The sequence below is a fragment of the Gallaecimonas mangrovi genome (genome assembly GCF_003367375.1).
Classification (GTDB): Bacteria; Pseudomonadota; Gammaproteobacteria; order Enterobacterales; family Gallaecimonadaceae; genus Gallaecimonas; species Gallaecimonas mangrovi.
This window is the reverse complement of the sequence record NZ_CP031416.1, coordinates 2,664,683-2,679,877: the sequence shown is the minus strand read 5'-3', so window position 1 is coordinate 2,679,877 and position 15,195 is coordinate 2,664,683. Positions and strand designations below refer to the sequence as shown.

Sequence of the window (15,195 nt, the reverse complement as noted above, 5' to 3'; positions counted from 1 at the left end):
AAAGAATAGAGCTCCTAGGTGGCTAACCTTATTCCATAAAAAAAGCCCGGCAAATGCCGGGCTTTTTCTTTTTAATACTCACGCAATACGGGTTAGTACTGCGGCGGTGGCGCCTTGGGTATCCAGGCTGCCGCCAAGATCGGCGGTGCACTCATTGGCTGAAAGTGCCTCGAACACCGCGTCTTTTAGTAGCTGTGCTTCTTTTGCCAGGCCAAGGCCGAGTTCCAGCAGCATAGAGACCGACAGCATGGCGGCGAAGGGGTTGGCTTTACCTTGGCCGGCAATGTCGGGCGCCGAGCCGTGGCAGGGCTCGAATAGGCCGGGGCCTTTTTCTCCTAAAGAGGCTGACGGCAACATACCCATGGAGCCAACCAGCATGGAGGCTTCGTCGGTGAGAATGTCGCCAAACAGGTTTTCGGTGACCAGTACATCAAAACTGGCGGGGCGCGACAGCAGGTGCATGGCGGCGGCATCTACCAGCATAAATTCCAACTCAATGTCGGGGTAATGCTCGGCAAAAACCGCTTCGGTGCGCCGGCGCCACAGGCGCGAGGTGGCCAGTACGTTGGCTTTGTCGACCATGGTGACTTTGCCGCGGCGGCTTTGAGCCAGTTTGGCGGCTTTGTGTAATACCCGGTCAACTTCTTTTGCGCTATAAGCGCAGCGGTCCCATGCCGCTTCGGTGCCTTCTTCTTTTTCACCAAAATAGATGCCGCCGGTCAGCTCGCGCACCACCATGATGTCCACATCTTTCAGGCGGTCGGTTTTCAGTGGGCTGGCATCATAAAGGGCAGGGTGGGTAACTGCCGGGCGCAGGTTGGCGTAAAGCCCAAGGGCTTTACGAATGGCCAGCAAACCTTGTTCTGGGCGTTTGGGGGCTTTGTCCCATTTGGGGCCACCAACGGCGCCCAAGAATACCGCGTCGGCCTTTTGGCAGGCGGCCAGGGTTTCGGCGGGCAGCGGCTCGCCGGTGGCGTCGATGGCGGCGCCGCCCATTAAGGCTTCGCTTAAGGTGAATTCATGGCCAAAGCGTTTGGCGATAGCTTCCAAGGCGGCTTTGGCCGCTGTAGCCACTTCCGGGCCTATGCCGTCGCCGGGCAGTAAAACGATATTGGCCTTCACGCGCGTTTCTCCTCAAATTCGCTGATTTTGTCTTCCAGGCTCAAAAGATAACCTAACTGATCAACACCTTGCACCAAGCAGTGGCGGCTAAAGGGGTCTAATTCGAAAGACCAGGTTTCGCCGTTATCCAGGGTGATGGTGGCTTCGCTCACATCAATGCTGACACGGGTATCCGGGTGGTCGAACAGGTATTGGTGCTGCTCTGGCGTGACTTCAATCGGCACCAGGCCGTTTTTTAGCGCGTTGCCGCGGAAAATGTCGGCAATTTGGCTGGAGATAACCGCTTTAAAGCCGTAATCGGTCATGGCCCAGGGCGCGTGCTCACGAGACGAGCCACAACCGAAGTTCTCACCGCCCACCAGCACGGTGCAGCCGTGGTCGGTATTTAAAATGGAATCGGTTTTCTCGCCGTCTTTATAACGCCAGTCGGCAAAGGCGTGCTGGCCCAAACCTTCACGGGTGGTGGTGGTTAAAAAACGGGCCGGAATAATTTGGTCGGTATCGATGTTATTTTGGCGGATCACCAACACCTTAGAGTCGATTTTCATGCGCTTTCCTTAAAGGTATTAGGTTCGCAAACAAAGCCGCAAATGGCGGCGCGGGCAGCAATGGCGGGGCTCGCCAAAAAGGTTTGTGAACCCGGCCCTTGGCGGCCAGCAAAGTTACGGTTAGAGGTAGACACCACGGTTTGGCCGGGTTGGGCCATATCACCGTTCATGGCGATACACATGGAGCAGCCAGGTTCGCGCCATTCGGCGCCAGCGGCAATGATGATTTTATCCAGGCCTTCGTCTTCGGCTTGGCGTTTTACATCTTCCGAGCCTGGCACAATCAGCATGCGCACGCCGCCCGCCACTTTTTTGCCTTTCAGTTCCATGGCGGCTTCGCGCATGTCGCTCAGGCGGCCGTTGGTGCAAGAACCCACAAAAACGATATCCACTTTACGGTCAGACAACTGCTCGCCTGCGCTCAGGTGCATGTAATCCAGGGCCTTGGCTTCCACTTCATCTTTTGCAGCAGGCACCGCCGTGCCGATGGGAATAACCATGCCGGGGTGAGTGCCGTAGGTAATGGTGGGGCCAATTTGCGCGGCGTCTACTCGCAGTTCTTTGTCAAAGCTGGCGCCTTCGTCGGTGCGCAAGGTGCGCCAGTCTTCGCAGGCGGCATCAAAGTCTTTGGGTGCCATGGCCCGGCCACGCAGCCAATTAAAGGTGGTTTCATCGGGGGCTATAAGGCCCGCACGCGCACCGGCTTCAATGGACATGTTGCACACCGTCATCCGCTCTTCCATGGTCAGCGCTTCAATGGCGGGACCGGCGTATTCGATAACATGGCCGGTGCCGCCGCCCATGCCCAATTTGCCGATGATATGCAAAATCAAATCTTTAGCCCCAACACCTGGGCGCAGCTTGTTGTCTACCCACACCCGCAGGGTTTTGGGTTTGTGCTGCAGCAGGCTTTGGGTGGCCAATACGTGGCCTACTTCGGTGGTACCAATACCAAAGGCCAGGGCGCCAAAAGCGCCGTGAGTTGCGGTATGGGAGTCGCCACAGACAATGGTCATCCCCGGTTGGGTGGCGCCCAGTTCTGGGCCCATCACGTGCACAATGCCGCGGTGCGGGCTGTCAAAACCGTGCAAATGAATGCCAAAACGGCGGCAGTTTTCCTGCAACTTGCGCACCTGTTGCCAGGCGGCTTCCGACACGTATTTGCGCTGGCCCTGGGCATCGGGCGCTGAGGTTGGCGTGGAATGGTCCAAGGTGGCTAACACCCGGTCGGGGCGGCGCACACTCAGGCCGCGGTTTTTTAACTCGGTGAATGCCTGCGGGCTGGTCACTTCGTGAATAAGGTGCAAGTCGATATAAATAACCGCCGGGTGGCCATTTTCAGCGGGTTTAACGATATGGCGCTGCCAAATCTTGTCGAACATTGTTTGAGCCATTGTTTTTCTCCTTAGCTGGCTTTGGCCATTTGGCGGCTGATGCGGTTAATCACATCCATAAAAGCGGATACGGACGCAGCAACGATATCGGTGGCGGTGCCGCGGCCGTGGAAGCTGTGGCCGGCATAACGGGCGCGCACCTGGGCTTCACCTTGGGCATCAACCCCTTCGGAAATGGAATTTACCGACAAGCCTTCAAGATGTATCTCCATACCGGTGGCGCGTTCAATGGCCCTGAAGGCGGCGTCAACCGGGCCGTCGCCGGTGGCGGCTTCGCGATGTTCGCTGCCATCGGGGCCGATAATAAACACCGCTGCCGAAGCAATGGTGTCGCCGGTGCCGGAGGTCACTTGCAACTGTGCTAACTGCCAGGGGCCGGTGTTGGCTTGGCCAACCACCAGGGCTTCAATGTCGGCATCGGTAATGTGTTTTTTGCGGTCGGCCAGGTTTTTAAAGTCGGCAAAAATGCGGTCGATGTCTTCGTGGGCCGCGTCAAAACCCAGTTCTTTGACTTTATCAACCAGGGCGTGGCGGCCCGAGTGTTTACCCAGTACCAAGCTGGTATCAACCCGGCCAATCGATTGCGGGCGCATAATTTCGTAGGTTTCGGGGTGGCTCAGCATACCGTGCTGGTGAATACCGGACGCGTGGGCAAAGGCGTTGTCGCCAATAATGGCTTTGTTGCGCGGTACCACAGAGCCGGTAATGGCCGACAGCAGGCGAGAGCTTGGCAGAATTTGTTCGGTGCGGATGCCGGTATCCAGGCCGTAGTGATTGGCGCGGGTTTTAATGGCCATCACGATTTCTTCCAAAGCGCAGTTACCGGCGCGCTCACCGATACCGTTTAAGGTGCATTCTATCTGGCGGGCACCGGCTTCCACCGCGGCCAAACTGTTGGCTACCGCTAACCCCAAGTCGTCGTGGCAGTGGGTAGACAGTATGGCTTGGTCGATGTTGCCAACATTTTGCTTTAAGTGAGCAATGGTGTCGTACATTTCGGTGGGCGTGGTGTAGCCAACGGTGTCGGGAATGTTGATGGTGGTGGCACCGGCTTCAATGGCGGCTTCCACCACCTGGGCTAAATAGTCTTTCTCGGTGCGGGTGGCATCTTCACAGGAAAACTCCACATCATCGACAAAGCTTTTCGCTAATTTAACGGCGGCAATGGTGCGTTCAATCACCTGCTCTTTGGTCATTTTCAGCTTGTGCTCGCGGTGCAGCGGGCTGGTGGCAATAAAAACGTGAATGCGTTTTTTCTCGGCGTCTTCCAAAGCGCGAGCCGCTTCACGAATGTCGTTGTCGTGGCAACGGGCCAGGGCGCAAATGGTGGGGCCTTTGACTTCACGAGCGATAGAAGCAACGGCATTAAAGTCGTCAGGGCTGGCGGCAGCAAAGCCGGCTTCGATCACATCAACGCCAAGGGCGCCCAGGGCTTTGGCCATGCGGCGCTTTTGCGTCAGCGTCATGGCACAGCCTGGTGATTGTTCGCCGTCTCGCAGTGTGGTGTCGAAAATGATGACTTTGTCTGACATTGCTATTCTCCTGAAAAAATCCATAAAAAAACCCGCTCGTTGGGAGCGGGTTTTTTGAAATTTGTTTGCCTCTGGCTTTCAAATCACAAAAGTGGCCCGCTCCCGCGTTTAAGAAGGAGGAGGAGACCAAGGAGGAGGCTGCTAGAGGTAGTCAGGCACGCAAAAACACGGTCCAATTTTTGGCCGTGTTGCAGGGGTAAGGTAAAGCTGCCTGACATATTCATGTGAAAGAACATGCAGGGGATGGCGATGAATGTCAATAAAAAAATCGCCGCCAGGTGGTGGCAGCGATTTTTGTTAGCGTCTTAGTGATTTCGGCTTAAAGGTGTATAAGCCCCTTAGTTGCCAGCGATACTAGAAGCTAAAGGCCTTGGTGACACTAAAGACGACACGGCTGTCAGCGTTATAGGCGCTGGAGTCGTCCATGTTGGTGTCTTGGTAATTTAAGGCAAAATCAAACCCTTTATAGGAGGCGGTTACCCCAAGCAGCCAGTTGCTGTAGTGGTCTTTGCCTGCCCAAAAGGTGTCAGAGCCAGGGCCTGACAGGGCTTTGTTGTAGGTATAGGCGGCTTCCAAGCCCCAGATATCATTGATGGCATAGCCTTGGTGCAGCTGGATGTAGGTGTGGTCCAGATTGCTAATGCCAGCCTGTTTCCAGGTGTACCAAACCTTCAACATGGTGTTGGTTGGCGCCGTGATAGAGGCGGAAGCTTCCGGGTAGTTGTAGTCAGATTCGCCCACATAGGTGTACTGGTTGATCATCAGATCATAGTTCCAGCCTTGGCCGAAATCTTGGGTATACCCGGCGTAGAAGTCCCATTCCTCCTGCGCGTCGTCACCAAAATCGACATTGGAAGCCCAGGTGCCAACGTAGAGGCCGCTGTCAAAAGCGGCACCCATACTGACCTGCACAGCAGGCTTTTCGTCGGTCTGACTGACACCGTTGAATACGTAGTCGCTGGCGCCTGTAATGGAAGCGGAATATTCTGTGGCGGCGTGTGCTGTAAACGCAAAACTGCTAGCGATCAGTGACGCAATCAATGCTTGTTTCATGTCGTTCCCTTCTTTTGGTTGATAGCTAGCCCTTGTAAGACGGAGTGTCTTGGCGCCAATCAAAAAACGGGACCTCGGATGGAGCAAGCAGCCGGTTCCCGAGAATGTGATCAGCACATTTCTCCGCCATCATCACTGTCGGGCCGTTTAAATTGCCTGACACGATGCTGGGCATGATACTGGCGTCCACCACCCGTAACCCCGCAACGCCATGCACTTGTGCTTGGCTGTTTACCACGCTCATGGGATCGTCTCCCATTTTGCAGGTACCGCAGGGGTGATAGGCAGAGTCCGCTTTTGCACGAACAAAGTCATCAATGTCTTTGTCTGTGGTACAGCTAGAACCTGGCCGGATCTCCTCGCCACGAAATAAATCAAACGCTCTTTGGGCGAAAATGTCACGGGTAATTTTTACTGAATCGCGCATTTCTATGCGATCCTGCTCAGATTCCAGATAATTCGGCTGAATAACCGGGTATTCGCTGGGATTTTTGCTACGCAGGGCAATAAATCCTTTAGATACAGGGCGCATCGGGCCAACGTGGACCTGAAACGCGTGCTTGTCACCCTGGTCACGGCCGTGGTCGTTGACCAGGCCTGGCAGGAAGTGAAACTGAATATCCGGATGTTCAACCTCGTCGTTGCGGCGCACGAAACCACCTGCTTCAAGGTGCGCTGTCGCGCACCAACCGGTGTGGGTCATGAACCACTGGGCACCCATCATTGCCATGTTATGTAGCTTAGTCGCCTTAAACAGGGTGATAGGTTGGGTGCAGGCCTGCTGGACATAAATTTCCAGATGGTCCTGCAAGTTTTGGCCGACGCCGGGCAAGTCTGCCACTACGTCAATGCCGTGTTTTTTCAGCTCGTCGGCCGGGCCAATGCCCGACAGCATCAATAGCTGTGGTGAATTAATGGCGCCGCCAGAAAGAATGACTTCCTTCTCGGCTTTCACCTGTACGGTTTGGCCGTTTTGCACATACTCCACCCCCACCGCTTTAGTGCCTTCAAACAAAATCCGTGTCACCAAAGCACCGGTTTCGGCGCTTAGGTTGCTGCGCTCGAGGGCTGGGCGCAGGTAGCCTTTGGCGGTAGACCAGCGCTGGCCTTTGTGGATGGTCATGTCCATCCAGCCCACCCCTTCTTGCTGGTAGCCATTCATATCTTCGGTGTAGGGGTAACCGGCTTGTTGGCCTGCGCGAATAAAGGCTTCGTAGAGCGGGTTTTTAATCTTGCCGCGGCTCACCTTCAGCGGGCCGTTATCGCCACGGTAGTTATCGCCGCCCAGCTCGAAGGTTTCGGATTTGCGGAAATAGGGCAGTACGTCGGCATAAGACCAGCCGTCAGCGCCTTCTTGTTGCCAGCGGTTGTAATCTTCGGCGTGGCCACGCACATAAACCATGGCGTTCAAGGACGAGCCGCCACCCCATACCTTGCCACGTGGCCAGTAACAACGACGGTTGTTCATATGCTCTTGCGGTTCGGTTTGGTAGTACCAGTTGTACTTGTCGTCCATCAGGTTATAGGTGAGTGCCGCTGGCATCTGCACCTTCCAGGTATCGTCCTTGCGACCCGCTTCCAGCACCAGCACCTTGTGCTCGGGATTGGTGGACAGGCGGTTGGCCAGCACACAGCCAGCGGAACCTGTGCCAATGATGATGTAGTCAAAGGATTTCATTGTGTCTCCTTAAAACGGGCTCTCGACGCTGCCGAGATTGACGTAGACGCTTTTAACCTGGGTGTAGTGGCGGATGCTTTCCAAGCCGTTTTCCCGGCCGATGCCAGAGGCCTTGTAGCCGCCCACCGGCATTTCCACCGGCGACAGGTTGTAAGCGTTTAACCAGCAGATGCCGGCTTCGATTTGGTGAATAACCCGGTGGCCGCGCTTAAGGTCGGAGGTAAACACGGCTGCTGCCAGGCCAAAGTCGGTGTTGTTGGCGCGAGCAATCACCTCGGCTTCTTCTTTAAAGGTGAGAATGCTCATTACCGGGCCGAAAATTTCATCGGTGGCCAGGGCCATGTCGTCGGTGACGCCGGTAAAGACGGTGGCTTCAACAAAAGCGCCTTTATTGCCAATACGGTTGCCGCCGACTTCAAGGCGGGCACCGTCTTTTTTGCCTTGCTCAATCGCCGCCAACACCTGCTGCATGTGGTCGGTACTGATAAGGGCGCCAAGCTGGGTGTTAATATCCAGCGGGTTGCCAGCACGAATGGCCTTGGTGCGCGCCACCACTTTTTCAACAAAGCGCTGGTGCAGGTTTTCGTGCACAAAAACACGGGTGCCATTGGTACAAACTTCACCTTGGGTATAGAAGTTGGCCAGCAGGGCAGCACTGACCGCGTCGTCGAGGTCAGCATCGTCAAAAATGATGAGCGGGCTTTTACCACCCAGCTCCATGGTCACTTCTTTTAAGCTGCCAGCCGCTGCGGCCATTACCTTTTTGCCGGTTCCCACTTCGCCGGTTAGCGATACCTTGGCAACGCCCGGGTGATTGGTGAGTAAGGCGCCGGTTTCGCCATCGCCCTGGATAACGTTAAAAACCCCATCGGGTACGCCAGCTTCGCTAAAAATCTCAGCCAATTTCAGCGCGCCGGTAGGGGTGAGCTCGGCGGGTTTAAAAATCATGGCGTTACCGGTGGCAAGGGCCAAGGCTGCTTTCCAGCAGGCAATTTGAATGGGGTAATTCCAGGCGCCAATGCCCACACAAACCCCTAAGGGTTCGCGGCGGGTATAAAAGAAGGCCTCTTCGCCCAGCGGCACCTGTTCGCCGGCGATGGCCGGCGCTAGCCCTGCATAAAATTCAATGGCATCAGCCCCGGTTACCACGTCCACTTCAATGGCTTCGCTGAGCGGTTTACCGGTGTCCAGCACTTCAATTTCTGCCAGTTCGTCGTTGCGCTCACGCAGTAGCGCCACCGCCTTATCCAGAATGCGTTTGCGTTCCATACCGCTCATTGCCGACCAGACTTTAAAGCCTTGCTGGGCTGATTTAACGGCGGCATCCACGTCACTGGCACCGGCTTTTTGCACCTGGCTTAACACCGCTTCGGTGGCCGGGTTGACGTTGTCAAAAAGGCTGCCGGTCTTTGCGTCGACACGGCGACCGTGAATATAAAGAGGGATGGTGTTCATGGGTGTCCTCAATTTAGTTGAGCAACAGGCCTATCAGGCGGTTAAGGCGATGACGAATAACAGAAGGGTCTGAGTGATCGCCTTCCAAGCTGCTTCTGAGCCATTCACCGTCAATCGCCGCCAGCAGTAGCTTGGCGTTATCTCGTGCAAGTTCGCGCGGTTGCACCTTGGCAAATTCGTGGCGCAGCAAACTGCTCATGCGGCCAACATAAATGTTTTGCAGCCGGGCCAAGTCATGCTTAAAGGCGCTTTCGGCCCAGAAGCTCAACCAGGTGCGGCCAATGGATTTGCGTAGCTGACTACCGTCGAAGTTAACTTCGACTATAGTTTGTATTCGTTCCTGTACGCTCGATTCGCTGTACGCCGACATAGCCTTTTTGATGTCGACAAAAAGGTTATTAAGCAAATGACGCATGGTGGCGTCGAGCAGTCCCTGCTTATTGCCAAAGTAATGGGCAATGATCCCGGCAGACACGCCAGCATCTTGGCTGACCGTCTTGAAAGTGGCTTTGGATAAGCCGCCATCGTCAATGCATCTGATGACGGATTCGATCAGTTGTGCCCGTCTTACAGGGGCCATTCCAACCTTTGGCATACAGCATCTCCGCTCGAGGTTCTTTTTCACTCTAACGTTTTATTGATTGAACATTCAATAAAAAAACGCTTTAATGTTTACGGAACGAATGATTTTAAATGTGCTAGACGGGCCATACCGGCTGCCGCAATTTGCAGCACGAGATGGTCGGCAAGGCACCTAAAACCACTAAGGAGCACAGATGAAAAAGCCGATCCTTACCCTGATGCTGGGCACGCTAATGACCACGGCCACCGCCGCACAGGCGCAAGTAAGTGAAAGCTGCCAGGACGTGCGTTTCGCGGAAGTTGGCTGGACAGATATTCAAGCCACGACCGGTATGGCAAGGGTGCTGTTGGACAAAATGGGTTACGACACCGACAGCAAAACCGTTTCGGTACCAATTGCTTATGCCGGCCTTAAACAGAACGATTTTGATGTATTCCTGGGGAACTGGATGCCGTCGATGGCGAGCATTGTGAAGCCCTATGTTGAATCCGGCGCTGTTGAAACCGTGACTACCAACCTTAAAGGTGCCAAGTACACCTTGGCGGTACCCAGCTATGTTGCCAAAGCCGGTGTCACTTCCTTTGCTGACCTTATTAAGCATAAAAGCCAGTTTCATGGCCGCATTTACGGTTTGGAGTCAGGCAACGATGGCAACAAAATCGTTGAGAACATGATCCACGACAACGCCTTTGGTTTGCGCCGCTTCCGTTTGGTGGCCTCGTCTGAAGCGGGCATGTTGTCTGAGGTAAAACACGCCGTTCAAAACAAAGAATGGGTGATTTTTCTGGCCTGGGCGCCGCACCCGATGAACACCAAGCTGGATATCACCTACCTCAAAGGCGGTGACAAGTACTTTGGCCCCGACTATGGCGCTGCCGTTGTCCGCACCCAAGCCCGCAAGGGGTATGTCCAGGCTTGTCCTAACGTTGGCCACTTCCTTAACAACCTGACCTTTACCGTCGATATGGAAAACCACTTGATGGATGCCATCATGAATGACCATAAAAGCGCTAAAGATGCCGCTAAAGCCTACATTGCCAAGCACCCCGAGGTGCTGAAAGGATGGTTGGACGGTGTTAAAAACACCGACGGCAGCCCCGCCCTTAGCCGTTGGCAGTAAGGGGACCTTTGCATGAGTGACGCCATTCTCAAGGTCGACAAGTTGTATAAGGTCTTTGGTAAGGATGCCAAAGAGGTGATCGCCCGCCACCAAAAGGGCGAAACCCGTAATGACATTCTAAAAGCCACCGCAAGCACCTTGGGCCTGGCGGACATCAGCTTCGAGGTTAAACGTGGTGAACTGTTAGTGATCATGGGCTTGTCGGGTTCCGGCAAGTCCACCTTGCTGCGCTGCTTAAACCGGCTGATTGAACCCACGCAAGGCCGCATTGAAATTGACGGCACTGATATCTGCAGCCTTGATGCCAAGGCGCTGCGGGCACTGCGCCGGGAAAAATTCGGCATGGTTTTTCAAAGTTTTGCGTTAATGCCGCACCGCACCGTTCTGGCCAATAGCGAATTTGGCCTGGAAGTGCAGGGCCTTGATAAAGCCGAACGCCAACAGCGCGCCATGGATGCACTGGAAAAAGTGGGCCTTAAAGGCTGGGAAAATTCCAAACCCAACGAACTGTCTGGCGGTATGCAGCAACGTGTGGGCTTGGCCCGTGCCCTGGCTGCCGACCCCGATATTCTGCTGATGGACGAAGCCTTTTCTGCCCTTGACCCACTGATCCGCCGGGACATGCAAAAAGAGCTGCGGGCGCTGCAAGAAGCGATGCACAAAACCATCATCTTTATTACCCATGACCTGGATGAAGCGCTGGCCATTGGCGACCGCATCATTCTGTTAAAAGACGGCTTGGTGTCGCAGGTGGGGACCCCGGAAGAAATTCTCACTAACCCGGCTAACCCTTATGTGGCGCGCTTTGTTGAAGGTGTCGACATGTCTGGGGTGCTGACGGCCGAAAATGCCATGACCCAGGCGAAATGTGTGCTCAAGGCTAGCCAGGGGCCGCGCACCGCTCTTCACACCTTAAATGAAGAAGGTTGGGACCATGCTCTGGTAACCGACCGCCAGGGAACCCTGGTGGGCTGGATTGAGCTTGATGCCATCGCCAAAGCCCTGGAAGCCAAAGCGGAAAGCTTGCAAGACTACATTAATACCGATGTGCGCTCGGTCGCCAAAGGCGACGCCTTGGCGCAACTGTTTCCGCTGTTTGAAGGCATTCACTACCCACTGCCGGTGGTGGATGAGCAAAACAAAATCCAAGGTGTGGTGCTTAAAGGTGCCGTGTTGTCCGAACTGGCAGGAGTACAATGATGAGTTATCGTATCCCGTTAGGTCAGTGGATAGCCGAAGGCATTGATGTACTGACCAAGCATTTTTCTAACGCTACCCGCGCTATCAGTGACTCCACTGAAAAGGCCATTGATTGGGTGGTTGACGCGCTGATGTGGATCCCCGAGTGGGCTTTTATCATTATCGTTGCCGTTATCGCCTGGCGTCTAAAAGGCTGGCGTTTTGCGCTGACGTCGGTGTTGGGGCTGGCGCTGATTTGGAACCTTGAACTTTGGTATCCAATGATAGAAACCCTGACCTTGGTGTTCTTTGCAACCCTTAGCAGCATAGTGCTGGCGCTGCCGATTGGTATTGCCGCTGCGCTCAGTAAAACCTGCCATCGCATTGTGATGCCAATACTGGATTTCATGCAGACAATGCCGGCCTTTGTCTACCTTATTCCGGCCATTCCGTTTTTCGGTTTGGGCCCGGTAGCGGCGATTTTCGCAACGGTGATTTTTGCCATGCCACCGGCTATTCGCTTTACCACCTTGGGTATTCGCCAAGTGCCGACCGAGCTGATTGAAGCCTCTGACGCCTTTGGCGCTTCGCCTTCGCAGAAGCTATTTAAGGTGCAATTGCCGCTGGCGGTGCCCACTATTATGGCGGGTATCAACCAAACCATTATGTTGAGCCTGTCGATGGTGGTTATCTCGGCCATGATTGGGGCCGGTGGTCTGGGTGGTGAAGTGTGGAGCGCCATTAACAACATGGATATGGCGTCCGGCTTTGAGTCAGGCATAGCGGTGGTTATTCTGGCAATGATCCTTGACCGTATTACCCAGGCGTTGGGTAAGGGCCGAGACGAGTAACTGACGGTTACCTTTTAGTGCCTTAGTAAGTATTGCGTGCCGTCTTGCGAGACGGCACTGTCGTTTTTACTCTTGGCAACATTGATTCATTGAAAGGAGGCTGATGTGAGCCAACTTTTCTCCCCTATTAAATTAGGGCCTGTCGAACTCCCTAACCGCATTGTTATTGCCCCGATGTGCCAATATTCGGCCGATGAAGGCAAGGCCAGTGACTGGCACCATATTCACGTGGGTAACATGACGCTGAGCGGCGCTGGCCTTTTTATTCTTGAAGCCTCGGCGGTAATGCCAGAAGGGCGCATTACCTACGCTGATTTAGGCCTTTGGAATGACGAAACAGAGCAGGCCTTGGGCAAGGTGTTAACCTCGGTTCGCCAATACAGTGCCATGCCCATTGGTATTCAACTGGCCCACGCTGGCCGTAAGGCTTCCACGCAAAAGCCTTGGGATGGCGGCGGCGCTATTGCCCCAGAACACGCTAACGGTTGGCAGACGGTTTCCGCCAGCGATCAGCCTTTTCTCGATAGCGACCCTAAGCCGCAGGCACTGGATACAGCTAGTATTGAGGCACTGAAAGCAGCTTTTGCTAAGGCCGCAGAACGTGCCGACCGGCTCGGTATTGATTTGATTGAACTGCACGGCGCGCACGGTTACCTGCTGCATCAATTTTTGTCGCCGCTCAGTAACCAGCGCACGGATGAATACGGCGGCAGCCTCGAAAACCGAATGCGCCTGCTGCTAGAGGTTTTTGACGCTGTGCGTGAAGTTTTCCCTAAAAACAAAGCGGTAGGGGTGCGTATCTCTGGCACCGACTGGGTTGAGGGCGGCTGGGATATCGAGCAGTCCATCACCTTGGCCAAAGCCTTAGAAGCCAAGGGCTGCGACTTTATTCATGTCTCCTCCGGCGGTCTTTCGCCCAAGCAGAGCATTCCGGTTGGGCCTAACTACCAGGTGCCCCTTGGCGAAGCCATTAAAGCGCAAGTTGCCAAGATGCCGGTGATCACGGTCGGCCTTATTACCGAGCCTGAGCAAGCCGAAGCCATTTTAAGCGAAGGCAAAGCCGATGCGGTGGCGTTAGCGCGCGGCATACTTTACGACCCGCGTTGGCCCTGGCATGCCGCAGCGGCCCTTGGCGACAAAACCGTGGCACCGCCGCAGTACCTGCGCTGCGAACCTCACGATGTAAAAGGTTTATTTAAATAAACTCATCGCTTAATGAAAAAAGTCGCCTGTGGGCGACTTTTTTATTGAATTGAAATGATAATCAGCTCTCATTTCTAAAAGGCCAAGGTGTGTTTGGCTTTTTATTGCGATAACGTCAATGAAAACAAGCGCTTTATTAATAACGAGCCGCTAGTCGTTACTCGGCGCTGCCTTTTTATTATCGCTAACAGGCCTCGATAAGATGATCAGTAAGTCGCGTTACCTACTGCTTGGCTTCTTTATGCTGTGTGCCTTTGTACTGCAATTGCAGTGGCTTTCCCATGCCGCTATAGCGCAGCCCGCTGCGGATTTATATCAGCGCCAAATTGGTGATTCCAACTGGTTGAGCATCGACTTGCTGGCATTGGTTTATATGCTGGTTTACTTACTGCTGAGCTTTCCGGCGTCTTATGTGATTGACCGTTTTGGCCTTAAGTCGGCCCTGGCGCTGGGCGCGATAAGCCTGTTGGTGAGCGCCGTTATTAAAGCCTTACTTGGCCAGTGGCTATGGGGGCTGCTACTGGGCCAGCTTGGTCTTGCCATCGCGCAGCCTTTTATTCTTAACGCCATTACTACCCTTACCATGCATTACTTTCCCGCTAAGGAACGCGCCTTGGCTGCGGGGCTGGCGGTGTTTGCCCAGTATTTGGGAATGTTGGCGGCCATGGTGTTGTCGCCGCTTTTTCTCTCAAGCGTCGGCCAGCTCAGCGCTGGCCATCATCAACAGATGCTGTGGTTGTATGCGGCGCTGAGCATTGTTGCCGGTGGTGGTTTGTTGGCGGTGCTGCTGTTCCAGCCACAGCAGCCGATGTCAGCCTTTAGCCATTCCTTGTCTTTTGTTGATGGCTTAAAGCTGTTGATGAAAAGCCGTGACATGTTGTTGCTGTTAGCGCTTTTTACCATTGGCCTTGGCATGGTCAACGCCTTGAGCAGTTTGATTGACGATATTGCCCGGGCGCTGGCGCTGAAAAGCCATGGCGGCTCCTTGGGCGCTCTGATGCTGGTGGGCGGCTTGGCAGGTAGCCTGATTATTCCGCTGCTGTCGGATGCGCTGGGTAAACGAAAGGCGCTTATTGTGGTTGCCATGCTGGGGGTACTGCCTGCTATCTCCGGGTTAGTGTTTATTGACGCTTTGTTTCAAAGCCCTGCTTTGCGACTGGATTTTTCTTTGCTGTTCGCCTTTGGTATCGGATTTTTTGTGCTGGGTATTGGCCCGGTGGGGTTCCAGTACGCCGCAGAACGCACTGAACCTGCACCAGAGTCGGCCTCCCAGGGCATGCTGTTATGGATAGGCCAAATTGCCGGTATTTTGATGGTGGCGGTGATGTCGGTGGGTAACGGTCATTTCTTACCGATGATGCTGCTGGGTTTTGTCGGCCTTTCCTTATTGGGGTTACTGATGTCGCTGTTTTTGAGCGAGGTCAAGATTTCTACTGCTGCGCAGGAAGATAATACGCCTGTCACATAATCTGTATAT

Annotated in this window: 13 protein-coding genes; 5 read left to right on the top strand and 8 right to left on the bottom strand. The window is 54.4% G+C overall.

Annotated elements, in window-relative coordinates:
- Nucleotides 1–78: 78 nt before the first annotated feature.
- From leuB to betI, 8 genes are all read right to left on the bottom strand, one after another.
- Entirely contained in the window at nucleotides 79–1,122 is a 1,044-nt protein-coding gene (gene leuB, locus DW350_RS12860) for a 3-isopropylmalate dehydrogenase (RefSeq protein ID WP_115719318.1), read from the bottom strand.
- Entirely contained in the window at nucleotides 1,119–1,670 is a 552-nt protein-coding gene (gene leuD / locus DW350_RS12855; RefSeq protein ID WP_115719316.1) for a 3-isopropylmalate dehydratase small subunit, read from the bottom strand. The genes leuB and leuD overlap by 4 nt, the downstream gene beginning before the upstream one ends.
- Entirely contained in the window at nucleotides 1,667–3,064 is a 1,398-nt protein-coding gene (gene leuC / locus DW350_RS12850; protein ID WP_115719314.1) for a 3-isopropylmalate dehydratase large subunit, read from the bottom strand. Before leuC ends, leuD begins: the two co-directional genes overlap by 4 nt.
- An 11-nt stretch (nucleotides 3,065–3,075) precedes the next feature.
- Complete coding sequence (locus DW350_RS12845) at nucleotides 3,076–4,596, bottom strand: 2-isopropylmalate synthase (RefSeq protein WP_115719312.1); 1,521 nt, start codon at nucleotides 4,594–4,596, stop codon at nucleotides 3,076–3,078.
- 354 nt (nucleotides 4,597–4,950) lie between these two features.
- Nucleotides 4,951–5,649, bottom strand: coding sequence for a TorF family putative porin (locus tag DW350_RS12840; protein WP_115719310.1), 699 nt, complete (start codon nucleotides 5,647–5,649; stop codon nucleotides 4,951–4,953).
- 25 nt (nucleotides 5,650–5,674) lie between these two features.
- Entirely contained in the window at nucleotides 5,675–7,327 is a 1,653-nt protein-coding gene (betA, locus tag DW350_RS12835; protein ID WP_115719308.1) for a choline dehydrogenase, read from the bottom strand.
- Nucleotides 7,328–7,336: 9 nt separating this feature from the next.
- On the bottom strand, nucleotides 7,337–8,782 hold the full coding sequence (betB, locus tag DW350_RS12830) for a betaine-aldehyde dehydrogenase (protein WP_115719306.1): 1,446 nt from the start codon (nucleotides 8,780–8,782) through the stop codon (nucleotides 7,337–7,339).
- A gap of 13 nt (nucleotides 8,783–8,795) precedes the next feature.
- Nucleotides 8,796–9,377 carry a transcriptional regulator BetI gene (gene betI, locus DW350_RS12825; RefSeq protein WP_115719305.1) on the bottom strand — a complete coding sequence of 194 codons (582 nt, stop codon included), beginning with the start codon at nucleotides 9,375–9,377 and terminating at the stop codon, nucleotides 8,796–8,798.
- Between the two features lie 181 nt (nucleotides 9,378–9,558).
- Between betI and choX the strand changes: the two genes are divergently transcribed.
- From choX to DW350_RS12800, 5 genes are all read left to right on the top strand, one after another.
- The gene (choX, locus tag DW350_RS12820; RefSeq protein WP_115719303.1) at nucleotides 9,559–10,485 is read left to right on the top strand and encodes a choline ABC transporter substrate-binding protein; all 927 of its coding nucleotides are present in this window, start codon (nucleotides 9,559–9,561) and stop codon (nucleotides 10,483–10,485) included.
- Between the two features lie 12 nt (nucleotides 10,486–10,497).
- Complete coding sequence (locus tag DW350_RS12815; protein ID WP_115719302.1) at nucleotides 10,498–11,685, top strand: quaternary amine ABC transporter ATP-binding protein; 1,188 nt, start codon at nucleotides 10,498–10,500, stop codon at nucleotides 11,683–11,685.
- Nucleotides 11,682–12,515, top strand: a complete 834-nt coding sequence (locus DW350_RS12810) for an ABC transporter permease (RefSeq protein WP_115719301.1) — start codon at nucleotides 11,682–11,684, stop codon at nucleotides 12,513–12,515. The genes DW350_RS12815 and DW350_RS12810 overlap by 4 nt, the downstream gene beginning before the upstream one ends.
- 105 nt (nucleotides 12,516–12,620) lie before the next feature.
- Nucleotides 12,621–13,718 carry an NADH:flavin oxidoreductase/NADH oxidase gene (locus DW350_RS12805; RefSeq protein ID WP_115719299.1) on the top strand — a complete coding sequence of 366 codons (1,098 nt, stop codon included), beginning with the start codon at nucleotides 12,621–12,623 and terminating at the stop codon, nucleotides 13,716–13,718.
- Nucleotides 13,719–13,920: 202 nt separating this feature from the next.
- Nucleotides 13,921–15,186, top strand: coding sequence for an MFS transporter (locus DW350_RS12800; protein WP_115719298.1), 1,266 nt, complete (start codon nucleotides 13,921–13,923; stop codon nucleotides 15,184–15,186).
- Nucleotides 15,187–15,195 lie beyond the last annotated feature (9 nt).

Excerpts from the sequence above, each read along its gene's own strand:
- leuD (WP_115719316.1), bottom strand. The coding sequence starts at position 1,670 with ATGAAAATCGACTCTAAGGTGTTGGTGATCCGCCAAAATAACATCGAT.
- leuC (WP_115719314.1), bottom strand. The coding sequence starts at position 3,064 with ATGGCTCAAACAATGTTCGACAAGATTTGGCAGCGCCATATCGTTAAA.
- DW350_RS12845 (WP_115719312.1), bottom strand. The coding sequence starts at position 4,596 with ATGTCAGACAAAGTCATCATTTTCGACACCACACTGCGAGACGGCGAA.
- DW350_RS12840 (WP_115719310.1), bottom strand. The coding sequence starts at position 5,649 with ATGAAACAAGCATTGATTGCGTCACTGATCGCTAGCAGTTTTGCGTTT.
- betA (WP_115719308.1), bottom strand. The coding sequence starts at position 7,327 with ATGAAATCCTTTGACTACATCATCATTGGCACAGGTTCCGCTGGCTGT.
- betB (WP_115719306.1), bottom strand. The coding sequence starts at position 8,782 with ATGAACACCATCCCTCTTTATATTCACGGTCGCCGTGTCGACGCAAAG.
- betI (WP_115719305.1), bottom strand. The coding sequence starts at position 9,377 with ATGCCAAAGGTTGGAATGGCCCCTGTAAGACGGGCACAACTGATCGAA.
- choX (WP_115719303.1), top strand. The coding sequence starts at position 9,559 with ATGAAAAAGCCGATCCTTACCCTGATGCTGGGCACGCTAATGACCACG.
- DW350_RS12815 (WP_115719302.1), top strand. The coding sequence starts at position 10,498 with ATGAGTGACGCCATTCTCAAGGTCGACAAGTTGTATAAGGTCTTTGGT.
- DW350_RS12810 (WP_115719301.1), top strand. The coding sequence starts at position 11,682 with ATGATGAGTTATCGTATCCCGTTAGGTCAGTGGATAGCCGAAGGCATT.
- DW350_RS12800 (WP_115719298.1), top strand. The coding sequence starts at position 13,921 with ATGATCAGTAAGTCGCGTTACCTACTGCTTGGCTTCTTTATGCTGTGT.